Below are 22,768 nucleotides of genomic sequence, written 5' to 3'. Positions count from 1 at the left end.
GGGGATCGACAAAAAAATATATTCCATTTTGATCAATATATCTTTCGCATGTGCAGCATTAGCCCCTACGCCGCACCGCAAAATAATAGCAAAATGGCGCAAACTATTCTCGGGTCTCTGTATATTGACAAATAAATGGCGGCCGTGCCTCTTTGATGATGAGGGGTTGTCATGCTTAGGCTGGAGCGCATCTGTAAAGAGTATAACGCGCCGGCACGAACGCTCGCGGTGCTTGACTCCGTGACGCTTTCGGTGGAGCGCGGAGAGTTTTGCGCGATTGTGGGCCCGTCGGGTTCCGGCAAGAGCAGCTTGCTCAACATCATCGGCCTGCTGGACCGGCCGACCAACGGCGAGCTCGAAATTGGTGGCCAAGCCATCCGGTCCTGGACGCCCCACGCAACAGCCGTTTTGCGCAACCGCCTGATCGGCTTCGTCTTCCAGTCTTTTCAGCTGCTGCCGCGGCTGACGGCCTGGCAGAATGTCGCGCTGCCGCTGCAATATCGCGGTGTTCCGCGGCACGGCCGGCGCGCCCGGGCCGAGGCGATGCTGGCGCGGGTAGGGCTCGCGGCTTGGGCGGAGCATATGCCCAGCCAGCTTTCCGGCGGCCAATGCCAGCGCGTCGCCATCGCGCGGGCGCTCGTGGGCGAACCCCAGCTGCTGCTCGCCGATGAACCGACTGGCAGCCTGGATAGTGCGACCTCGCAAGAGGTGATGGCGCTACTGCGCGGCCTCAACGCAGAGCTGGACGTCACCGTGCTGATGGTGACGCATGACAGGGAGCTTGCTGCCAGCTGTCCCCGCCAGATCGCGCTGCGCGACGGACGCGTCGTCGATGGGTCGGAGGCGCGGGCGGCATGACGCGCGTTGCACCGGCGCTTCCGCAGTTTGACGCGCATCTTCCAGATACTTTGGCCGAGGCATGGACCAATTTGCGCGCGCAGGGGCGGCGCTCGGCTCTGGCGCTGCTCGGTATCCTGATCGGGACCGCGTCGATCATTGCGATGCTCAACAGCGGCCATATGGTGCAGCGGGAGTCTTTGAAGCTGTTCGCCAAGCTTGGCGTTGACATGCTGCAGATCCAGGCTGTGCCGACGGGTGACGCGCCTGTTGCGCTGTCCCGGGCGACCATCGCGGCATTGCCGGCCACCGATCCGGACGTGGTGGAGGCGATCGCCCTCGCCACCGGTCGGGCGATGGCGCGCCTGGGCAGGACGTCGGCGGACCTGGCGATTTTCGCGCCGGCACCCGCGCTCGTGCCAATGGCGGGGTTGGTCGCCGCGCGCGGGCGCCTGTTCGGCACGGTTGAAGATTGCGCCTTGTCGGTGGTGCTCGGCGCCGATGCCGCCCGCGCCCTCGCCGGACCGGCGGCAGCGGTGGGGCCGGGCAGCCTCTTGTTGCTGGGAGGCTATGGTTTCAGGGTGGTCGGTGTGCTTGCCCCGGTGACGCCGGAGACATTGGACCCCGTCAATTACAACATGGCAGCGATGATCCCGCCCGGTTGCGCCCGCCGCGTGATAGCCGGGGGCGGACCTAACGCGCTGCTGATCCGCCTGCGGCCCGGCAGCGACAGCAAGGCGGCCGGCGCGCGGATCAGTTCGCGGCTGGCGCCTGCCAACGGCACGCTGACCGTGCTGGACGCACAATCGATACTGGCGACGATGCAGGCGCAAAAGGCTGTGCACAGCCGGATGCTGATCGCGATTGGCGCCGTCTCGCTGCTCGTGGGCGGCATCGGCGTTATGAACGTGATGCTGATGACCGTGATGGAGCGGCAGCGGGAAATCGGCCTGCGTGCCGCCACCGGCGCTTCCCCGTGGGCCTTGCGCATGTTGTTCCTTACCGAGGCGGTGTTGCTCAGCATGGCGGGTGGCGTCGCCGGGTCGTTGCTGGGCGCGGGCATCAGCTACGCTATCGCGCGCGGCTCCGGCTGGGATTTCGACCTCGCACCCTGGACGCTGGCGCTTGGCCCTGCCGTGGCCGGGGGCATGGGCCTGATCTTCGGCCTCTATCCCGCGATGACCGCGGCGCGGCTCAATCCGATCGATGCATTGCGTGCGGATTGAGCGGGCCATAGCCGGCCTCGCTGCCGCCGCACTGGCGGTACCTGCGCCTGCCTTGGCCCAGCGCATTGCGCCAATAGCGCCGGTGCCTTCTCCCTCCAGCATCCGCCCGTCGCAGGTTTCGCGGCCCGTGCCGCTCAGCCTCGTGGAAGCCGTGTCGATCGGCCTGCGCGACAACCGCACGATACGTTCGGCACTTCTGGACAGAGTGGCGCAACGGTTCAGTCTGCGCGCCGCCGAGCGAAGATTTGCGCCGCGGCTCGACATTGTCGCGGACCTCTATCGCGCAGATAGTGGGGGCATGGTGAGCGGGCAGGCCGACGTTAGCGGCACGGCAAGCTGGCTCCTTCCCACCGGAGCGCAGTTGGGCTTTGTGTGGGATCGCCGCCAGCGCCTCGATCGCCGCGAAGATGCGGACACTGCCAGTCTGGTGCTGACCCAGCCCCTGCTGCGCGGAGGCGGCATCGCCGTCAATCGCGCGCCGCTTCGCATCGCCCGATTGCGGGACGCGACCAACCGGTTGGCCGTGCGCAACACGATTGCAGAGACGATCAGCAATATCGTTTTCGCCTATCGCTCGCTCCAGCGGGCGCAGGCCCAGGTCAAGCTGGCGGAGCTGGCGCTAGCGCGCACCGGTGAATTGATTGCCACGAACAAGGCGATGATCGAGGCGGGCCGGATGGCCGCGGCTGACATCGTCCAGTCGGAGGCGGATCAGGCCAACCAGCAGCGCAGCCTGTATGAGGCGCGGCAACAGCGCGTTTCGGCGCAGCTGCAGCTGCTGCAACTGCTCGCCATCGATCCTTCTACCAATATCGACGCGGCCGATCCGATTACTGCGGAGCATGTGCCGATCGACCTTGAACCGGCGATCGCCATCGCGCGTGAGGCGCGGATGGACATTCAGGCCCAGCGCTATGCAGTGGAGCAGGCGCGGGAGTCGCTGCGCATCGCCCGCAACCAGCGCCTTTGGGACGTATCGGTGGTGGTCGCAGCGACCCGTACCGCCGGGCGCGATGCTTTTAGTGGAGTGCTGCCGCCACGCACCGACAATCGCGTCGGGTTACAGCTTTCGATTCCGATCGGCGACCCGGGCCCAAAGCTGGCCGTGATAGAAGCCGACACCGGCTTGCGGACAGCCGAACTACGCCTTGAGGAGCTGGATCAGAGCGTGGAAACGCAGGTACGCGACGCGGTGCAGCGCGTCGAGGGAGCCTGGCTCGAGCTGGAATCGGCGGAACGATACAAGACGCTGGCGAAACGCGTGGTCGATATTGAGCGCGACAAGCTCGAGGCCGGGCGATCGAGCAATTTTCAGGTGCTGTCGCTTCAGGACGGGCTGCGCACGGCCGAGATCCAGGCGCTGAGCGCCACAATCGGTTATCTCGATGCGCTGACGTCGTTCGATCTCCAGATCGGTGCGACACTCGACAGCTGGAAAATCGACTGGAGGTATGAATGAAGCCCGCCCTGCGCCGCTTCGGACTGGCGCTGTGCGCCGTCACGTGCATTGGCGTGGCGGGCGCCTGGGCGTTGCGGCCCGGGCCAGGCACCGAGGCGCAGCCGGAAGGCGCCGAACAGAGTCTGCTCGTTACGCCGCGCCCGCTGGTTTCAACGCTTGTCTTCGCCGGCCGGATCGCCCCCGGCAATGCCGTCGGCATCATCGCGCCGTTCGATGGTGCGGTGCGCACGCTATCCTTCGCCTTTGGTAATCGCGTGCAGGCGGGGGAGACGCTGCTGGTACTCGACACCGAAGACGCGGCCGAGGCGCGCAGTATTGCCGAAGCGGCCGTGCTCAAGTCCGAACGTCCGGCGCGCGATCTTGCCAACTGGGCGAGCGGGCCGGAAGTCGCGGCGGCTCGCCGTCGCCTGCGCCTGGCCGAGCTGGACTTGGCGCGTTTCGAGCGCGAAGCGGAGGAAAGTCGCCGCCTGTTCGAGAAGGGACTGATCGCGCGCAATGAGAATGCCGGTGCCGAACAGCAACTGACCGCGCAGCGTATGGCCACGGCTTCGGCGCGTGAAGAGCTGGCGGATACGCTTTCCCGCGGGGATGCCGTGGCCGTGCGCGCGGCGCAGTTGGAATTGAACGTCGCACGCGATCGCCTTCGTCAGGCCGAGGCGGAGATGCGTGCGGCCGTGGTCCGCGCGCCGGTGTCCGGCGTGATGGTTCGCCCCGCCACCTCGGCCGCGCCGGCGAGCGCCGCGACGATCTATGCGGGCGGACGTGTTTCACGCGGTCAGCTCCTCGGTTTGATCGCGCGCGACGGCGGCTTGTCGGCCACATTCGATGTCGATGAAGCGGACGTAAGCGCGCTTTCGTTAGGGCAGGCCGTGACGGTCACCGGGCCCGGTTTCCCCGGGGTTTCGCTCGCCGGCCGCGTGGCGTCCATCGCCGCTGAAACTGCGGACGCGGGGACTGCCGGCAAAATTCGTTTCGTCGCGACGGCGCTCCTGGATACGCCGCCCGCCGGAAAGGCTGATCTGATACGGGTCGGCATGACGGCGGCGGTTACGGTGATCACCGGGCAGAAAGCGCGCGCGATGGTTGTGCCACCACTGGCGGTGGAAGGCAGCGCGCCGGCGGCGACGGTGCGCGTCCGCGTCGGCGGCAAGGTGGAACAGCGACCGGTGCAGCTGGGCCAGATAACCTCCGAGGGTGTCGAGATCCTCACAGGCCTCGCCCCGGGAGAAACTGTCGTGTGGCATGAAGCGCGGCCGCCGGCACAACCGGGATCGCAATGAAATGATGTCCCCTCTCTCCCCCCGATCCTCGCGCGGATGCGTCCCATGCTGGAGAGGGGCGCACAGCGTTGCAGCGCCCGATGCCGTAGCGGAACGAGGCGCGCGATGTGGGCGAGGTGGACGGGGGGCGGGGCAGATGCTGCGATGAGCGACACCTCGCGCATGCAATCCGATCTTGCGCTGTGGGTAAGTCGCCACGGTCCGGCGCTGCGCAGCTATTTCCTGCGACGGGTGGGCGAATCGGAAGCCGACGACCTGATTCAGGAAGTGTTTCTGCGCCTGCATGCCATGCGCCGCGATACGCCGATCGAAAATGTCGATCGTTTCATCTTCAAGGTCGCACGCAACATTCTGATCTCGCGTCATCGCTATCTGAAGGCGCGACATGCCTCGGCGCACACCCCCTTGACGGGTGCGAACGATCCGGTCGATGCAATCTCGCCAGAGCGCATCGCGATCGGCATCGACGAATATGAGCGGACGGTCCGCGCCATCCTCGAGCTGCCGCCGCGCGCACGTGCGGCGTTTCAGCTCCATCGATTCGAGAAAATGACCTATCAGGAAATCGCCGAGCGGATGGGAATATCGCGGGAATCGGTGAAGGAGCTTATCCATCGCGCGCTGGTCCGCCTCGCCGAACGCCTGGGGCACGACGCATGATCGGCTGGAACCGCATGCGACCGGACCGGCCCCGTCGCGAACGCGCCGCGCAGCGTTTTCTGGCTTGGCGCTCCCATGAACCGGCAATCGACGCGGCACTGCCCGGCGACGAAGATATTGCGGCGCTCGAGGAGATGAACCGCGTCTGGGCTCTGACCGGGGCGGTCGCCGGCGATCCCCGATTGCGGGAATCGCTGGGCAGCGATCTCACGCGCCTCGCACCGGAACGGCGCGCGCGGCGCTATCATGCCATCGCCGCAGCGATTGGCCTGTGCCTGCTCTTGCCTGCGGCGGGACTGGTCGCATGGCAAACGCTGGCCCCCGAGCCCCAGGTGGCGGCGGCGGCCGGGCATCATTTCTTCACCGGCGTTGGCCAGCGAACGCGGATCGTGCTTTCCGATACGTCGAGCGTATCGATCGATACCGAAAGCGCGCTGGTGATCCATATGGACGAGCACCGCCGCGCCGTGACGCTTCAGCGCGGTCGAGCCTTTTTCAAGGTCGCGAAGGACCGGGCGCGCCCCTTTGTGGTTACCGCCGGCAACAAGCAGGTGCGTGCGGTGGGCACCGCATTCGAGGTGCGGATCGACCACAACCGCGTCATCGTGACGGTTGCAGAAGGCGTGGTAGAAGTCACCGAGCGCGGACCGCGCCGCCCGGTGGAGCACGAGGCGTCAATTGAGGCAGGCAGCCAGCTGATCGCCCATGACGACAATGCGTGGGACATCGCGCAGGTGGACCTGAAGCAATCGACGAGCTGGCTGACCGGCCGCCTGTCCTTCATGGGCGAGCCGCTTGCCGATGCGGTCGAGCAGATGAACAGCTATTCGCGGCGGAAGCTGGTGTTCCGCGGCAATCATATCCCGGACGAGCGGATCGTAGGCGTGTTCCAGTCGGGTGATACCGAAGCACTGGCGCAGGCAATCGAACTCAACGGCTTCGGCCGGATCGTCGCGAACACGCCCGAGCAGATCGAGGTCCAGGCTCTCAAATAGCGGGAGTCTAGATGGGCTGGCCGAGACCGAGAAGGATGTTCTGCGAGTGCTCGCGCCGCAGCTGTTCGCCATTATCGCTGGCACGGTGCAGTGCTGGTGGTCGCGTAGAAACGGTGTTCTAATCTCGCAGCATCTCGCTGCGCACCCGGCCATAACGGAGCAGCCCCTGGAACATGCGGACACGCGCCGCACCTCGCCGGGTGTCGATCGCATTTTCCAGCGCAAGTGCCATCAGGCATTCGGCTGCTCTTGTCATCGGATCGGCGACGATGCGGGTGAGGTCGGTTTCGAATGCCGCGAAATATGCGGGTTCACCTTGCCAGCGGACCAGCGCCGCGTGCGCCTCATCCTTTGACATGTCGTGCATGTGGATGCCCAGATCTACGCGCGCGCGCGCCAGGCGAAACAGGCGCCAATGGAGATAGCCGAGTTCCCCATGCGGGTCGTTTCGATAAAGACCGGCGGTCGCGGCCATTTTTTCGGCGAATATGCCCCATCCTTCGGGAAAGCCCTGTGCATAATCGAGCCGCAGCTTGTGCGGCGCCGCGGCTCTTTCCATCGGCATTTGCAGCATGTGGCCGGGCAGCAATTCATGGGCGACTACGCTGGGTAGCGTCCATGCCGGGCGGCGGCGGATTTCTTCCAGATCTACGGTGTAGAAGCCAGGTGCATCCGGGGTGGGGAGCGTTCGGGTGCCTGGGCGCGCCTCCGCAGAAGGTCGCCGGGCGGTGACATTCCGGCACCAGGGGGGCACCCAACCGAAGCGGGGGACGAGCATGGCCGTGAATCGGGCGAGCTGGCGATTCATGTCTGCAACCGCCAGTTCGCGCCCGGCATTGTCATCGGGATAGAGGTAGCGTCCATCGCGCCATAGCGCGCTGAATTGGGCGCCGGTGGTCGTCCCTGCGATGCCGAGTCCCTGGAACAGCATCGTGGCCCGGCGCTGGCACCGGGCGATTTCGTTATCGAGTTGCAAGATTGCCGTTGTCGGGTCCGGCAGGTCTCCTAGTTTGCGACGGAGCCGCAATGCGGCGAATGCAGGCGCGCGGGGAACCTCCTCCGTCTGGCGCGGATCGATACCGAATTCGGCGTGAACCCTCGCGTCGACGGCGAGCCCTGCGCGCGCAACCAGCACGTCGCGTCTCGCGCCGGGCGGCAGACGGTTGGCGTCGAACTGCGCAAGCGCGCGCAGGGCCCGGCCCGGATCAGGGTCGGCTGCAGCGGCATCGAGTGCGTCGGCCAGCGCGTCGTGCGACGCCAGCACCAAGTGCGGCGCGAGCAGCATGGTTGCGCCGGCTGTTAGGACAGAACGCCGCCCGAGGGGCTTCATGGTACTGCCGCCAGATTATTTGCCAGCGTCACTTCGGGCTGATCCGGTGCCATCCGCACGCGGACTGACGCGACCTTCGGTGCTTCAGCGGGCAGGGTGATTGCGATCGTCGCGGTCTTGGGGGTCAGGTCGGCAGGTGCGGGGAGAGCCGGAATCGCGCTCCTGGCCAGGACCGTACCGTTCTCGCCAAGCGCTTCCAGAACGCCGCCTGGCGATGGCTGCGCTCCCAGACTGTGGACGGTGACGGTCAGGCGACGGCCCTGCAGCACCACATCATCACTGCCGATACCCAGGTCGGGGCGGGTCTCGACCGGATCGGCGGCTTGCGTGAGCGAGAAGTCGAATACGGAAAGGCCCGGTGCGAAGGTAAGCGGAACGGTGCGGTCACGCTCGATCACCAGCGTTTCGGCTGCTCCCCGCGCGATAAAGGTGCGGCCGTCATCGGGGCTCGTCCCCCGCTGCAGTGTCCAGCTACCGGCAGTGACGTTCCAGCCGGTCATCAACGCGCGCTGTTCCTGCGCATCGAGATTATAGGCGATGACGCGGAAGTGCGTGGGCGTAGCGCCGGGCAGCAGCAGCGCGATGCGCTCGGCAGCGCCCTGTTCCTCGAAGCGCCAGCTCACGGTGTTACCGGGCCATAGCTGGCCGCGACGTAGCGCGATTCCGCCTAGCCGTTCGCGCTGCAACCATTGATTCTCGCTCTCGACGCGGTCGGTCCACCAATGGCCTTCAGTCTGCATGTAGAAGCGCTGCATCTTCTCCTGGATCGATGCTTCATGAAGCGCCACCAGCGATGCAGTGTCGCCGCTCTGTTGCCAGGCGAGATAGCGGGCCCAGGGGCTGTCTCCCTTGGTGGCGCCTGTCAGCAGCGGCTGCGTCTCCGGAAGGTTGGCGCTGTTCTCGTTCATTTCGGAAAGCACGGCGGCGTCCTTTGCGGCACGTGCCACGACCGGGCGCAGATATTTCGCGTCCCCGGTGAAACGCCACGCCGCCCACGCCGTCTGCAGCGGTGTCGTCGCCCCGCCGCCGTCGCCGGCGCGCGTGGCGTCCGTGCGCCAGTTGATTTCATTGGGATAAGACCAGCGGCCATCGGCACCCTGCGTGCCATGCGCCATCCAGCCATCCATCAGGCCGGTCGCCAGCCCGCGCGCCACTGGATTGGCGTTATACAGGCCGATAAGGATCGGCGCGTGCAGCACCGTGAAGGAATAGGGCTTCTGCCATTCCCATGTCCCCTCGCGATACATGGTGCGACCGCCATACCAGTTGCTGGCGAAGTGCATGTGTCCGGCGGGGTTGGTCAGGATCACGCCGGTCAGTGCCTTCACCGTCGCCATCAGCCGCTCGATCGACTTCGGCTCGCCCCAGTTGAGATAGAGGCGCTCGGCGTCCGAATTCAGCCCTTCCTCATAGGCGTGGAGCTCGTCGGTGGTGATATAGCCCAGGCCCTTCACCCGCATGCCGTTCCTGTACACCGCATCCGAAAGTGCGCGCAGCGACGCGTTGATCTTGTCAGGCTGCACGCCCATCAGCGCCAGCCCGGGCCATTGCTCGGTCAGGTCGACATCGTCGGAAATGCCGCCGCCGAAGTCGCCATAGGCGACCTGGCGATTGTCTATCCACCAATCGACGAATTTCCGCGTCCATTGCAGATCCTCCACCTGCCGCGCGGCCCAGGCAGGGACGCCGACGGGGACGGGGGGCAGCGTCACCGGCGGCAGGTTTTCCGGGCGATAGTCGATATCGGCCCAATAGGCGCGCGCCTGGACATTGTCGGGGTCGACGCGCAGCAGGTCGCTGATGTCGGTGCGTACCCGGCGATAGAGCGCCGCGCGTTCGGATGCGGTATGCTCCTCGACCAGATAGCCCCAATTATCCTTCACCTGGTTGAACCGGTCCGCGACATGCTCCTTCAAGGCTTCGGCACGGGGCTTGAACACCAGCCGGATGCGCGCGCCGTCGAGGCTTTGCGCGCCGAACCCCGGCGCGGCGGACGCGATCGTCAGGAACAGGCTGTCGTCGGACAGGATGCGGTCGCGCAGATCGAGCCACAGGGTCCGCGCCTCGCCGGGGCGGACCGATACCGACAGGTCGATCATGTCGCGCATCGGCCAGATCGGGTCGTGTACGCGGATGTTGAGCGGGATCAGCCCGTCCTTGTCCGGCGCGAGTTTCAGCGCGGGCAGGTCGATGGCAATGCCATCCAGCCCGTCATGCAGGTTGCGCCAGCCATAGTCGAACGCGCGGGCCAGCGGCCGGTCGGGCAGCGCCTGGTTGAGATTCGACGGTATCAGCACATGGACGATAGGCGCCGCATCGCCATGGTGCACCGCCGCTTCGGTCCCGCCTGCAGCGCCCGCACCGACTGCTGCCTTGATGCCGGAAGAGGGCAGGGCGACCACGGTGGTGCGCTCGTCCGGAGCGAAGCGTCCGGCGATATAGGCGTTCAGCGGTGCCAGTGCTGCAAGCGATGGCGCGGTCGCGGCGCTGATCGTGTAACTGAGCTTGAAGCTGCCCTCCGGTTCGGTGCCGGGGCCCACATCATAGGCCCATAGCTCCTGAATCGGCTGTTCCTGCATGGCGTTCGTGAAGCGCAGCACGCCGCCGGTGCGGGGGGCGAGCGTGGTGACGCTGCGCACCACGCCTTTCGGCCGGACCGCCAGTTGCTGATAGGCCTTGCCGTCAGCCGTCCAGTCCAGCGTGCCCCAGGCCGCGCCGCGGATCTCGACTCGGTTGACGGTTTCGCCCGCCGGTATCGTCAGCGAATAGGTCTTGCCGCCTTCGACATAGACGTTCCAGTCGGGCAGCTCGAAATAATCGTCGCGGCCGGGCAGGCGGGAGCGATTATAGACGCCGGGCCAGGTCGTCTCGGCAATGCCGTCAACGCCCTTCCACATCCATTCCTTCAGATCCTTCGCATCGGCGAACTCCACCTTGCGCACCTGCGTGACGGGGGCGTCGAGGACCGGCGGGGAGGATATGTCCCACCCGTAACGGTGGAGCCATGCGGCTCGCTCTGCTGCGGCGTCGCGAGCGGGCGGGGTGCCGGGCTCGCGCTTGTCAGCCAGCGCCGCGACATCGTCCGCCGCCAGCAGATGATCGTAGATGCGAATCTCGTCGAGATCGCTGCCGCGCATGAAGTTGTAGCGGCTCTGCACCTGATGCGGGCTGATGACGCGGCCGGCCATGCCGAACTGGTCGAGCCCGCTGTCGAGATCGGCCTTCTGTTCCTTGCGTGCGACTTCATGGCCATCGACGAACAGGCGAACGCCCCGGGTTTCGTCCCAGCCAAAGGCGATATGGTGCCAGGCGTCCGGGGCGGGTGCCTTGGGCATCGTCCAGGAAACGCGCAGCCGCGACAGATTGGCGTCGGTAACGAAAGCGTCGAAGCCATGACCGTTCCAGTCGATCCGCAGGAACGCCATGTCCCAGCTCGTATGGTCGGCAAAGCCCGCGCGGAAGATCACGAAAGGCGCGATGCCCACGGGTGTGCGGGCGCGCCAGAAAAAGGCGAGCGTGCCGCGCGCCGCGCGCATGTTGCCGGGTGCGTTCCAGGCGACATAGCCATCATCCGCCCAGCGCGCCGCGCCGCCGATCGCACCATCCGGTACCACGTTCACGCCCGCCCGGAAATTGGGGACGGGATCGCCCGCCGCGACATCGGCGGTCAGGCTCTTGTCGGCGGATACGCGGAACAACAGGCCGGTCTCGTCCGGTCCCGTAGCGAGCGCGGGCTGGGGGAAGGCCGCGCAGGCGGCGAGCAGCAGGAAGCGCTTCGTCATGTCAGGCAGCATCCACGCGGGCAAGACGGGGGCTGAGCAAATGGATCGCGGCGATCGCGACCAGATAGACCGATCCGGCTACGGCGAAGATCAGCGCATAGCTGCCGGTCGTTTGCAAAACATAGCCGACCGCCTTGGCCATCATCATCCCGCCGATTCCGCCCAGCGTGCCGCCTATGCCCACCACCGATCCCACCGCCGCGCGCGGAAACATGTCGGACGGGATGGTGTAGAGATTGGCCGAGAATGCCTGATGCGCGGCCGTCGCCAGCCCCAATATCGCCACGGCCACCCACAGGTTGCCGGCATATTGCGCGAAGAAGATCGGCGTCACCAGAATCGCGCAGGCCAGCATGGTGAGCTTGCGCGCGGCATTGGCGCTGAGGCCGCGCTTCATCAACTGCGACGACGACCAGCCGCCGGCGACGCTTCCCAGATCCGAAATCAGATAAATCACCACCAGCGGCGGCCCGAAATGGACGAGATCGAGATGATAGGTCTTGGCCAGAAAGTCCGGCGTCCAGAACAGGAACAGCCACCATACCGGGTCGATCAGGATCTTGCCGATCGCATAGGCCCAGGTTTCGCGATAGCCGAGCAGGCGCAGCCATCCGATCCTTTCGGTGCCGTCGGCGGGATCGCTTTCGATATGGGCCAGCTCGCGCGGGTCCAGCCCCGCCTTTTCGCGCGGGCGGCGATACAGCGCCAGCCAGGCGACCAGCCAGACTAGGCTCGCCACGCCGGTGACGATGAAGGCCATGCGCCAGCCAAAGGCGATCGTCAGGGCTGGCACGATCAGCGGCGTGACGACTGCGCCGATATTGGCGCCGGCGTTGAAGATGCCGGTGGCAAAGGCACGCTCCCGCGCCGGGAACCATTCGCTCACCGCCTTGATGCCGGCGGGGAAATTGCCCGACTCGCCGACCCCCAGCACGAAGCGGGCCCCCGCGAATTGCAGCGCGTTGCCGGCAAAGCCGCACAGGGTGTGCCCCGCCGTCCAGATGACGAAGGCGATGCCATAGCCGATCCGCACGCCGAGCCGGTCCACCACCGTGCCGAAGCTGAGATAACCGATCGCATAGGCCGCCTGGAACCAGAAGACGACATCGGCATAGGCGGTTTCGTTCCAGCCGAGATCGCTGGAGATAACCGGCTTCAGCAGCCCGATCATCTGGCGGTCGACATAGTTGATCGCTGTCGCAGCAAACAGCAGCGCGCAGATCAGCCAGCGATAGCGCCCGATCGGGGCCGACGAATCCACGGGCGGAGTCGCGATGGCCATCTTGTCCTCTCCTTGTCCGATGCCTCTTCCGGGCACCGCTCAGGTCGTATTGGGTAGTCAGTATGCGATAATCGAGCAGGCAACGCGGTAGCGATCGTCGAACCATGCCTCTACCGCATCGCCAATGGTGACGGGGTGGACGCCGGTGACGGCACCGGTGGAGATCCACTGGCCGGCCGCCAGTGCAATGCCGCGCGCAGCCATCAGTTCGAACAGGAAGCGTGCAGCGCCGAACGGGCCGTCCAGCATCGTAGCGGCGGTCGCGGCACCTGCTTGCGTGCCGGCGATGTCCAGCGTCACCGGCCAGCGCAGGATATCGCTGTTCCGCCAGTCGGGGATCGCCGGGCCCAGCACCAGACCGTTATTGTTGCCGAAATCGGAAATGGTGACGCACGGTCCGTTGCCGTTGATGCCGACAAAGGGCGAACTCGCGATCTCGATGCCGACATGCACGGCGTCGATCAGCGCGGTCGCTTCCTCTGTCGTATAGCTGCGCTTGCCGGGATCGGGCGCGGTGCCGATCCGCAGCAGAAATTCGGCTTCGGCCGCCGCGAAGCCGCCGGCGAACACGGGCATGGCGGGCGCAGAATCGCTGCCGGGTACGACGATCTGGTCGGCAAAAATCGGGCCGGCCAGCCTATCGCTGCCTTCGACCGGCGGGTTGATCCGGCCGACCTTCCAGCCCGCGATGCGCCGGCCGGCCAGCGCTATTGCGGCATCCTGAATGGCATAGGCATCGGCAAGGAAGGGCGGAATCTCGCCGGGATAGTCCAGAAGCGGTGTCGCATCGCGCCGTGCCGCGACGAATTTCGCAGCAATTTGTGCAGCATTGTCGGTCGTTTTCGTCGCCACAGACGTGCAGCCTTTTCTGGTTCGCCAATCGGGCCGAGGTAAAGGAAACCGGTGTCAATGACAAGCAACTCGATGCCGGCGCCGTCACCGCCCTTGGCATCGCTTGGCACATGGCGATATGCATCCAGGGATGCGCAAGACCGGACAACCGACGATCAACGACGTGGCGCGGATCGCGGGCGTCTCCAAAAAGACGGTCAGCCGGGTGATCAACCGTTCGCCGTTACTCAATGACGATACGCGCAAGCGCGTCGAGGAGGTGATCGAGGGTCTGGGCTATACGCCGAATCCCCAGGCGCGTGCGCTGGCGCTGCGACGCAACTTCCTGATCGGGCTGATCCACGACAATCCCAATGCCCAGACGGTCATGAACGTGCAGCAGGGCATATTGGAAGCGCTGCAGGATACCGATTTCGCGATGGTCGTGCGGCCGGTGAACCGGGGCTCCACGACGATTCTCGACGATCTGCGCAATTTCCTCGAGCGGCAGCGGCCGTTCGGCGTGCTGCTGATGCCGCCGATCAGCGAGAATGACCAGGTTGCTCGCCTCTGCGACGAGATCGGCTGCCGCTATGTGCGCATGGGGTCGGCCGAACTTGACGATGCCGACCACATGGTCGCCTCGAACGATTGTGACGCAGTGCGCGCGGCGACCGCCTATCTGATCGAGCAGGGGCATCGCCGGATCGGGCTGGTCAGCGGGCCGCATGGCTTCCGTTCGGCCCGCGAACGGCGGCTCGGCTTCGAACAGGCGCTGGGCGATGCCGGCATCGCGCTGCCCAGGTCGATGGTCGCGGAAGGCAACTACACGTTCGAATCGGGGGTGAAGGCGGCCGACCGCCTGCTCGACGTCACGCCCCGGCCGACGGCGATCTTCTCGAGCAATGATGAGATGGCAGCGGGGGTACTCCACGCCGCGCGGCAGCGGGGGCTGGATGTGCCGCGGGACCTGTCGATCATCGGTTTCGACGACACGCCCATCGCGGCCCATGTCTGGCCGCCACTCACGACCGTACGCTGGCCGATTGCGTCGATGGCGCGCTCCGCGGCGCTGAAACTGACCGCCGGCGTTCAGGAAGGTGAGCCGGCGGTGGAGGAGCCCTCGCTGTTCCTCTCCACCCTTATCCGTCGCGCGTCGGTGGCACCGCCGGCGGCCTGACGCAGCGGGCTTGCGCGAATATCTGACACCGGTTACCAAATGCCCGGCCCTGCTGAGGGCAGATGGGCGAGAGAGGGTGATGAAGCGGCACGGAAGGCTTGATCCGGATCGGCAGTGCCATGCCTGTGACGCGGGCACCGCTGTTGCCGCGCTTGCCTCTGCTGCGATCCGCATCCCGCGTCCGACGCAATCCGATTTCCGCTTCGCCGCACTGACGGCCTGACCCCACGGAGTTCCCGATGTTCGACCGTACCTATTACGCCACGCACCCCGACATGATGGAATGCGTGTCCAATGACGAGTTGCGCGACCGCTACCTTATCCAGAACTTGTTCCGCGAAGGCGAATGCGTGCTGAACTATACCCATGCCGACCGGTTCGTGATCGGCGGGGTGGCGGTGGGCGCGACGCCGGTTGCGCTCCCGGCGCAGAGCGAGCCGCCATCGGCTGCCGGCCATCCTTTCCTTGAGCGGCGCGAGCTGGCGATCGTGAATGTCGGCGCGGTCGAAGGTACGGTGACGGTGGACGGCGAAGCCTTCACGCTGGGCAACAAGGATTGCCTCTACGTCACCATGGGTGCGCGCGAAGTCAGCTTTGCCGGACAGGATGCCCGCTTCTACCTCGCGTCCTGCCCGGCGCACAAAGCGTTCGCCACGCGCAAGCTGTCGATCGCAGACGCCAATGCGCTCGATCGCGGCTCGCTCGCCGAGTCGAACGAGCGCACCATCTATCAGCTCGTCATCCCCGGTGTGTGCGACAGCGCGCAACTGGTGATGGGGCTGACCGTGCTCAAGCCGGGCAGCGTGTGGAACACCATGCCCCCGCACATCCATGAGCGGCGCAGCGAAATCTATTTCTATTTCGAACTCGACGATCTGGGGAAGGACCGCGTGATGCACTTCATGGGCGAGGGCGAGGCAACCCGCCATATCGTGGTGCAGAATGAGGAAGCGGTGATCAGCCCGCCCTGGTCGATCCATATGGGCGCCGGAACCAAGGCCTATGCCTTTATCTGGGCGATGGCGGGCGAGAACCAGGACTATACCGACATGAACGTCCTCGACATCTGCCAGCTCGCATGATGACGGGGGCCTTCGATCTTTCCGGCAAGGTGGCCGTGGTCACCGGTGCCAATACCGGAATCGGCCAGGCGATCGCGCTGGCGCTGGCCGAAGCGGGGGCGGACATCGCCGCGGTCGGCCGCACCCCGGCGGAGGAGACCGTCGCCAAGGCCCGGTCGCTCGGCCGGCGCGCGGAAATCGTCTCCGCCGATCTCTCGTCGATCGAACCGGTCCAGCGCGTCGTCGACGAGACGGTGGAGAAGCTGGGCGGACTCGACATCCTCGTCAACAATGCCGGCATCATACGCCGCGCCGATGCAGTGGACTTCACCGAGGCGGACTGGGACGCGGTGATCGATACCAACCTGAAGTCGGTATTCTTCCTGTGCCAGGCGGCGGCGCGCCACATGATCGCGCACGGCACCGGCGGCAAAATCATCAACATCGCCTCGATGCTGACCTTCCAGGGCGGCATCCGCGTGCCGAGCTATACCGCGTCGAAGAGCGGGATTGGCGGGCTGACCAAGCTCTTGGCCAACGAATGGGCGAGCAAGGGCATCAACGTCAACGCGATCGCCCCGGGCTATATCGCCACCAACAACACTGCCGCGCTCCAGGCCGATCCGGTGCGGAACCAGGCGATCCTCGACCGTATTCCTGCAGCGCGCTGGGGCGATGCCAGCGATCTGGGCGGGGCGGCGGTGTTTCTGGCCAGCCGCGCGGCGGATTATGTTCAGGGACATATTCTTGCGGTCGATGGCGGGTGGCTTGCCAGGTGACGACCGGCCGGGCGCCTGAGCGCTACGCGGAGACGCCCGGCGCTGATCGCTGGGATCGCCGGGCCGTGCTGGGCGGCGCGGCAGCTCTTGTAGCGCTGCCAGGGCATGCGGTTGCTGCCTCGGGTGAAGCCGTTGTGCGCGCACCGGCGGGCGATTTCGTGGGGGACCGGGATGGTGTCGTCCACCGGTTCCGCGGCATCCGCTATGGCATCGCCCATCGCTTTCGCGCGCCGCAGCCCTTCGCGACCCCCGGGCAGCGCCGCGAGGCGCGCGCCTTTGGTCCTGTATGCCCGCAGCTCGGCGCTTATGGGCAGCAGGCCGAAGACTGCCTGTATCTCAATGTCTGGACCGCCGCGCCGCGTGCCGGTGCGGGGGTGCCGGTGATGGTCTATATCCATGGCGGCGCCTATTCGAACGGCAGCGTGACCGACCCGCTCAACGACGGCGCACCGCTAGCCGCACGGGGCGATGTGGTGGTGGTGACGATCAACCACCGGCTGAATGCGCTGGGTTATCTGTATCTCGCCCGGTTCGATCCGCGCTTCGCGGATAGCGGGAATGCCGGGCAGCTCGATCTGATCCTGGCGCTGCAATGGGTGCGCGACAATATCGCGGCCTTTGGCGGCGATCCGCGGCGGGTGATGGTTTTCGGCCAGTCGGGCGGCGGCGCAAAGATCGCGACGCTGATGGGGATGCCGGCAGCCGACGGCCTGTTCCACCGAGCCGCGACGATGAGCGGCCAGCAGGTCACTGCCTCCGGCCCGATGAACGCCACCGCCCGCACGCGCGCCTATCTCGCTCGGCTGGGGGTGCAGGAAGGCAATCTGCAGCCCTTGCTCGATATGCCCGTCCGTCAACTTGTCGAGGCGCTGGACACGGTCGATCCCATTCTGGGCGGATCGGTCTATTTCGGACCGGTGCTCGACATGAAATGGCTCACCCGCCATCCCTTCTGGCCGGATGCCAATCCCCAGGGGCTGTCGATTCCGCTGATCCTGGGCAATGTGCATGACGAGACGCGCGGGTTCCTTTCACCCGATTCAGAGAAGGTGCGCGGGCTCAACTGGGCGAATCTGGCGGCGCGGATCGGGCCAGAATTGAGGATCGACGTGCTACCCGATTGGGTGGTGGCGCAGTATCGCGACCACTATCCTGACTGGTCGCCGACCGAGATATTTTATGCGGCGACGACGGCAGGGCGGAGCTGGCGCGGGCAGGTAATCGAGGCGGAGGCGCGGGCGCGGGCAGGGACCCCTGCCTGGGTCTATCAGCTCGATTTCACGTCGCGTACAGATCCGCGCCGCGGCGCCTTTCACACGCTCGATATTCCGCTGGTATTCGGCACGCTGGGCGCTGCGGGTTCGCAGACCGGTACTGGCCCCGACGCGCAGGCAGTCTCCGAGGCGATGCAGGCGCGCTTCGTGCGTTTTGCCGCCACTGGCAATCCGGATTTGACCGGCGCGGCGGGCTGGCTCCGCTACACCCTCGACAGCCGCACGACGATGATTTTCGACGTGCAAAGTCGTGTCGAAAACGATCCAAGGCGCTGGCAGCGCGAACTGTTCGCGCGCATTCCCTATATCCAGCCCGGTACCTGAAAAACACAGTAGCTCGTCTGTTCGCGCCGATGCGAATTTGGCGTTGACACCGGTTACCTATTTGCGACAGAACAGGCCGCAGATCGGAAACAACCGACGATTGCGCGCCGGCATCGAGCCCACATTGCTGTGGAGCGCCGCAGCCAGCGCGACATCCTGCGTTGCGGCTCGGCCGGGCGCGTTAGGGAGAGGGATTTGCGGATGAATACCCTATCGACTGTGGTACTTGGCAATCATTCGGCGCTGAAGCGGAGTGTGTCTGCTGGCGCGCTGGTGCTGGGCCTCGCCTTTTCCGGAACGGCACTGGCGGATGATGATCCCAAAGTGCCGGCAGTGCCTGTAAAGACACCGGTGTCTACTCTGCAGCAGGCGGCGCAGCAGGCACCCGCCGCAACGGACCAGCAATCGGACGATTCGTCGTCGCAGGAAGTGATCGTCACGGGATTTCGCCGCTCGCTCGAACAGGCGCTGAGCCTGAAGCGCCAGTCGGTCGGCTCGGTCGATGCGATCGTGGCGGAAGATGTCGCCAAATTCCCCGATCAGAACCTGGCCGAATCGCTACAGCGTATCCCAGGCGTGGCCATCACCCGCGACGGCGGCGAAGGACGCCAGATCACCGTGCGTGGCCTGGGCGGCCAGTTCACCGTCACGCGCGTAAACGGACTGCCGGCACAGGCCAGTTCCATGCTGGCGGGTTCGGGCGGATCGAACAACCGCGACCGCAGTTTCGACTTCAACGTCTTCGCATCGGAGCTGTTCAGCTCGCTCGTCGTCCACAAGACCGCGGAGCCCTCGCTCGACGAGGGCTCGCTCGGCGCGATCGTCGATCTCAACACCGGTCATCCGCTGGGCGGCAAGCCGGGGCTGAGCCTGCTCGCCTCGGCGGCGGCTTCCTATAACGACCTGTCGAAGAAGGCGACGCCGCGACTGGCCGGGCTGGTTGGCTGGCACAATGCCGATGGCACTTTCGGCATCAACGGCTCGGTCGCCTATTCGCGGGGCAAGACCCTGGAACTTGGCAACAACACTACGCGCTGGGCGCAGGGGGCGTTTCAGTCGGTCACGGTGAACGGGACGAAGACCAATTGCTTTGCAGGCAATAACTACCTTCGTTCCACAGTATGCGATCAGGCGACGCTCGCCTTCCACCCGCGCATTCCACGTTATGGCGTGATCACCCATGATCGCGAGCGGATCGGCGTTACCGGCGCAATCGAATGGCAGCCGAGTGAGCGTACCCATCTCGAAATCGACGGGCTCTGGTCGCGGTACCATGAGGAACGCACCGAGAAATGGGCAGAAATCCTGTTCCGCTCAAACGAGAAGAGTATCGCGGTTATCAACCCGGTCTATGACTCGAATAACAATCTGATCAAGGGCACGTTCAACAACGCGTATGACCGGCAGGAAAATTACCGGCAGATCCAGAACGACAGTTTCTATCAGATCAGCGGAACGCTGACGCAGGAAGTCGGCGAGAAACTGAAGCTCACCGCGGTCGGCGGTCTGTCGCGCAGCGTGCAGGATATCCCGCTCGCCACGACGCTGATGATCGATAACAAGAGCGCCCAGAACTATAGCTACGACTATACGAACATGCGTTCGCCGGCGCTGACCTTCGGCACCGATGTCACCAACCCCGCGAACTTCCAGCTCGCCGAAATCCGCGATGCGCCGACCCGCACCGTCAACCAGTTCAAGACGGCGAAGCTCGACGCGGAATATGCCGTGACCGACGAATTCACGGTGCGGACGGGCGGCTTCTATCGGCGGTTCGGCTTCGATACCCGCGGCGGCAATCGCAACACGCTGGTCTGCCCGACCAACGGCAAGCCCGATGCGGTGCTGGGAACGCTGAACTGTTCCGCAACCGTCTATGGCTTCCCGCTCACGTCGAACATGGTGGACACCGTCAATCTCGGCAATGCCGGGCAGCCGGCTGGCACCACGTCGAGCTTCATCGTAGCCGATCTGCCCGTGGGAACGGCCTTTACCAATCTCTACAACCGCCCGATCTTGCCCGATGTCAGCAACACCCGGTCGGTGACGGAAAAGGACAGCGGCTTTTACCTGCAGTTCGATGCGAAATCCGAATTGCTGGGGCTGCGCTATGCCTTTGCCGGCGGCGTGCGCTATGCCCATACGCAGCAGAGCTCGACGGGCCTGCAGACGGTGAGCGGCAATGTCGTGCCTGCGACGGTACAGCGCGGCTATAATGACTGGCTGCCGTCGGCGAACCTCAACCTGTTCCCGCACCGTGACATCGTGCTGCGCTTTGCCGCAGCCAAGGTGATGACGCGGCCGTCGCTCGGCAACCTCACGCCGGGCGGGTCGGTGGACAGCTTCAACTACAAGATCAGCTTCGGCAATCCGTTCCTCAATCCCTACCGGGCGACCAACCTGGATGCGGCGTTCGAATGGTATTTCGCCCGCGGCTCGCTCCTGTCAGTCGCCTATTTCCATAAGGATGTCGCGAGCTTCCCGGTTTCGACGGTGACGACCGGCACCTTCGCCTCGACCGGCCTGCCAACGTCGATCCTGTCGCCGGGGTCGCCCGCTGCGCAGAATCCGGAGGGGCAGCCCTGGACCATCAGCACCATCGGCAACGGCGCAGGTGCGACGTTGCAGGGCGTCGAGCTCGGGCTGCAGGCACCGTTCCGCTTCCTGCCGGGGTTCCTGTCGAACTTCGGCACGATTCTGAACGCAACGCTGACCACTTCCAGCGCGAACTACAGCGTCAGCGGGCCGGCGACGACGATCACCAACAGCGGCGGCGTGACGCTGACGACGATCCCGTCCTATTCGTCGACCTTCTTCGGCCTGTCGAAGCGCACCTATAACGCCACGCTCTATTACGAGCAGGGGCCGGTGCAGGCACGCGTCAGCTATAGCTACCGGTCGCAATATAACGATCAGAACAGCGCCACCGGCAACATCTTCGAGGGCTTTGCGCCTTATTCCAGCCTGGACGCGGCGCTGCGGCTGCAGGTGACCAAGCGGCTGGAATTGTCGGTCGACGGCGTCAATCTGCTCGACCGCTATACCTATCATTTCACGGATGCCGCCGCACAGCGGAACTACGAATATTATCACACCGGCCGCACCATCGTGGTGGGCGCGCGCTTCAAGCTCTGAGGTCGGGGGCCGGTGGCGCGGGGCGGCCTCGCACGGAGATTGCCTGATCGGGTGATCTCCGCTGCCCCGCGGCTTTTCGATCGGTCCGGCGCAGGGCTTTACTCTTCAGGTGCCGGGGATGTCCGGTCCACCCGGGCAAAGCCGAACCAGGCGATATAGAGATAGGCAAGCAGGGGAACAGCAAAGGCGAATGCGAGGCCGGTATGATCGGCGATACTGCCGGTCATCAGTGGCAAGACAGCGCCGCCTCCGATGGCGAAGTTCAGCAGGCCGGATATGGTCGCCGGCGGCACCGGCGATCGTTCGAGGGTAAGGCTGAAGATCGTCGGGAACATGATGGCATTGCAAAGTCCCACCGCCAGGAGACACGGGCCGGCAATCTGTCCCGGCGTTGCCAGTGCAATCGCACAGAGCGCGGCAGCGGCGACGCCGGCGGTACCCAGCAGCCGGCCGGCGGGTAGTAAACGCAGCAGGGCGCTGCCCACAAATCGTCCTACCAGTGCGCCGCCCCAGTAGAAGTTGGCGACCATGGCGGCAGCCGCGGCCAGCGACAGTCCCATGCCCTGCGGCTGGGCCAGGAACAGGATCAGCGTGCTGCCGATCGACACTTCCGCACCGACATAAGCAGCGATTCCGATCGCGCCGCGGATCGCCCAGCGGGAGCGCAGCGCGGCCAGGCGCGGGGCGGATGTCGCAGCGGAGGGGGGGATGGACACGGAAGGCGCGGCAAGGCCAGGCAGCAGCAACAGCACGGCCAGTATCGCCGCGATCAGCAGATAGGCTTGGCCGATCGCAGCCATGCCGACGGCAGGACTGGCAATGGCATCCCGCCCGAAAGCCGCGCCGGCCAGGACGACCCGTGCGCCGAAATGGACGCCGCAAACCACCCCCAGCGCGTTGAAGGCGTGGGCAAGGGTCAGACGGAAATGGCTGCGGGCGGGCGACCCCAATGCAGCCGCGAGCGGATTGGCTGCGACCTGCAACACCGTCACACCGCCGGCGACGACGAAGATTGCGGCGAGCACCAGCGCGAACGCGGTGATACAGCGGCCCAACTGCATCGCCAGACATCCCGCGATCATCAGCGCCAGCGCGACCTGCATCGTGCGGATCGGCCCAAATCGGGCAAGCAGTCGCGCCGCTGGCAGCGACACCACCGTAAACGCCGCGAAGGAGGCGAGCTGCGTCGTGAGTGCAGCCGTATACCCAAGACCGAATACGCGCTGCACCGCGGCGACCAGCGGGTCGTTATTGGCGGAAACAAATCCCCAGCCAAAGAACATCGCCACCACGCATGCGAAGGCAAAACGCGGGCGGTGGCGCGTCACCGGTC

Annotated in this window: 16 protein-coding genes; 11 read left to right on the top strand and 5 right to left on the bottom strand. The window is 65.5% G+C overall.

Features of this window, described 5'->3' with window-relative positions; translation table 11 throughout:
* Nucleotides 1-171: 171 nt before the first annotated feature.
* The 6 genes from ACT53M_RS13575 to ACT53M_RS13550 all read left to right on the top strand — a co-directional run bounded on the left by ACT53M_RS13575 (nucleotide 172) and on the right by ACT53M_RS13550 (nucleotide 6,457).
* Complete coding sequence (locus tag ACT53M_RS13575) at nucleotides 172-858, top strand: ABC transporter ATP-binding protein (protein WP_476233983.1); 687 nt, start codon at nucleotides 172-174, stop codon at nucleotides 856-858.
* On the top strand, nucleotides 855-2,063 hold the full coding sequence (locus tag ACT53M_RS13570; RefSeq protein WP_476233982.1) for an ABC transporter permease: 1,209 nt from the start codon (nucleotides 855-857) through the stop codon (nucleotides 2,061-2,063). Before ACT53M_RS13575 ends, ACT53M_RS13570 begins: the two co-directional genes overlap by 4 nt.
* Nucleotides 2,053-3,522 carry a TolC family protein gene (locus tag ACT53M_RS13565; RefSeq protein WP_476233981.1) on the top strand — a complete coding sequence of 490 codons (1,470 nt, stop codon included), beginning with the start codon at nucleotides 2,053-2,055 and terminating at the stop codon, nucleotides 3,520-3,522. The genes ACT53M_RS13570 and ACT53M_RS13565 overlap by 11 nt, the downstream gene beginning before the upstream one ends.
* Nucleotides 3,519-4,802 (top strand): efflux RND transporter periplasmic adaptor subunit, encoded by a 1,284-nt coding sequence (locus ACT53M_RS13560; protein WP_476233979.1) that lies wholly within the window; start codon nucleotides 3,519-3,521, stop codon nucleotides 4,800-4,802. Before ACT53M_RS13565 ends, ACT53M_RS13560 begins: the two co-directional genes overlap by 4 nt.
* 144 nt (nucleotides 4,803-4,946) lie before the next feature.
* Nucleotides 4,947-5,462 carry an RNA polymerase sigma factor gene (locus ACT53M_RS13555; protein WP_476233976.1) on the top strand — a complete coding sequence of 172 codons (516 nt, stop codon included), beginning with the start codon at nucleotides 4,947-4,949 and terminating at the stop codon, nucleotides 5,460-5,462.
* Nucleotides 5,459-6,457 carry a FecR family protein gene (locus ACT53M_RS13550; protein WP_476233974.1) on the top strand — a complete coding sequence of 333 codons (999 nt, stop codon included), beginning with the start codon at nucleotides 5,459-5,461 and terminating at the stop codon, nucleotides 6,455-6,457. The genes ACT53M_RS13555 and ACT53M_RS13550 overlap by 4 nt, the downstream gene beginning before the upstream one ends.
* 118 nt (nucleotides 6,458-6,575) lie before the next feature.
* Here ACT53M_RS13550 and ACT53M_RS13545 read toward each other — a convergent pair whose 3' ends face one another.
* From ACT53M_RS13545 to ACT53M_RS13530, 4 genes are read right to left on the bottom strand one after another with little or no spacing between them, the layout of a single operon-like run.
* Nucleotides 6,576-7,742, bottom strand: coding sequence for a DUF885 family protein (locus tag ACT53M_RS13545; RefSeq protein WP_476233972.1), 1,167 nt, complete (start codon nucleotides 7,740-7,742; stop codon nucleotides 6,576-6,578).
* Nucleotides 7,743-7,783: 41 nt separating this feature from the next.
* Nucleotides 7,784-11,569 carry a LamG-like jellyroll fold domain-containing protein gene (locus ACT53M_RS13540; RefSeq protein WP_476233971.1) on the bottom strand — a complete coding sequence of 1,262 codons (3,786 nt, stop codon included), beginning with the start codon at nucleotides 11,567-11,569 and terminating at the stop codon, nucleotides 7,784-7,786.
* A gap of 1 nt (nucleotide 11,570) precedes the next feature.
* Nucleotides 11,571-12,851, bottom strand: a complete 1,281-nt coding sequence (locus tag ACT53M_RS13535) for an MFS transporter (protein ID WP_476233970.1) — start codon at nucleotides 12,849-12,851, stop codon at nucleotides 11,571-11,573.
* 57 nt (nucleotides 12,852-12,908) lie between these two features.
* Complete coding sequence (locus ACT53M_RS13530) at nucleotides 12,909-13,703, bottom strand: 2-keto-4-pentenoate hydratase (RefSeq protein WP_476233968.1); 795 nt, start codon at nucleotides 13,701-13,703, stop codon at nucleotides 12,909-12,911.
* Between the two features lie 130 nt (nucleotides 13,704-13,833).
* Here ACT53M_RS13530 and ACT53M_RS13525 point away from each other — a divergent pair, with 130 nt between their 5' ends.
* From ACT53M_RS13525 to ACT53M_RS13505, 5 genes are all read left to right on the top strand, one after another.
* Nucleotides 13,834-14,862, top strand: coding sequence for a LacI family DNA-binding transcriptional regulator (locus ACT53M_RS13525; protein WP_476233967.1), 1,029 nt, complete (start codon nucleotides 13,834-13,836; stop codon nucleotides 14,860-14,862).
* 239 nt (nucleotides 14,863-15,101) lie between these two features.
* A complete protein-coding gene (gene kduI, locus ACT53M_RS13520) occupies nucleotides 15,102-15,944 on the top strand; it encodes a 5-dehydro-4-deoxy-D-glucuronate isomerase (RefSeq protein WP_476233965.1) in 843 nt (280 codons plus the stop codon).
* Nucleotides 15,944-16,702: a 2-dehydro-3-deoxy-D-gluconate 5-dehydrogenase KduD gene (gene kduD, locus ACT53M_RS13515; protein WP_476234169.1), complete on the top strand. Its 759-nt coding sequence runs from the start codon at nucleotides 15,944-15,946 to the stop codon at nucleotides 16,700-16,702. The genes kduI and kduD overlap by 1 nt, the downstream gene beginning before the upstream one ends.
* Entirely contained in the window at nucleotides 16,699-18,300 is a 1,602-nt protein-coding gene (locus ACT53M_RS13510; protein ID WP_476233963.1) for a carboxylesterase/lipase family protein, read from the top strand. The genes kduD and ACT53M_RS13510 overlap by 4 nt, the downstream gene beginning before the upstream one ends.
* A gap of 201 nt (nucleotides 18,301-18,501) precedes the next feature.
* Complete coding sequence (locus tag ACT53M_RS13505) at nucleotides 18,502-21,435, top strand: TonB-dependent receptor (protein WP_476233962.1); 2,934 nt, start codon at nucleotides 18,502-18,504, stop codon at nucleotides 21,433-21,435.
* A gap of 98 nt (nucleotides 21,436-21,533) precedes the next feature.
* Here ACT53M_RS13505 and ACT53M_RS13500 read toward each other — a convergent pair whose 3' ends face one another.
* A complete protein-coding gene (locus ACT53M_RS13500; RefSeq protein WP_476233961.1) occupies nucleotides 21,534-22,763 on the bottom strand; it encodes an MFS transporter in 1,230 nt (409 codons plus the stop codon).
* Nucleotides 22,764-22,768: the final 5 nt, after the last annotated feature.

This window comes from Sphingomonas sp. DMC6, assembly GCF_056314225.1.
This window is presented reverse-complemented; position numbering and strand designations above follow the sequence as displayed.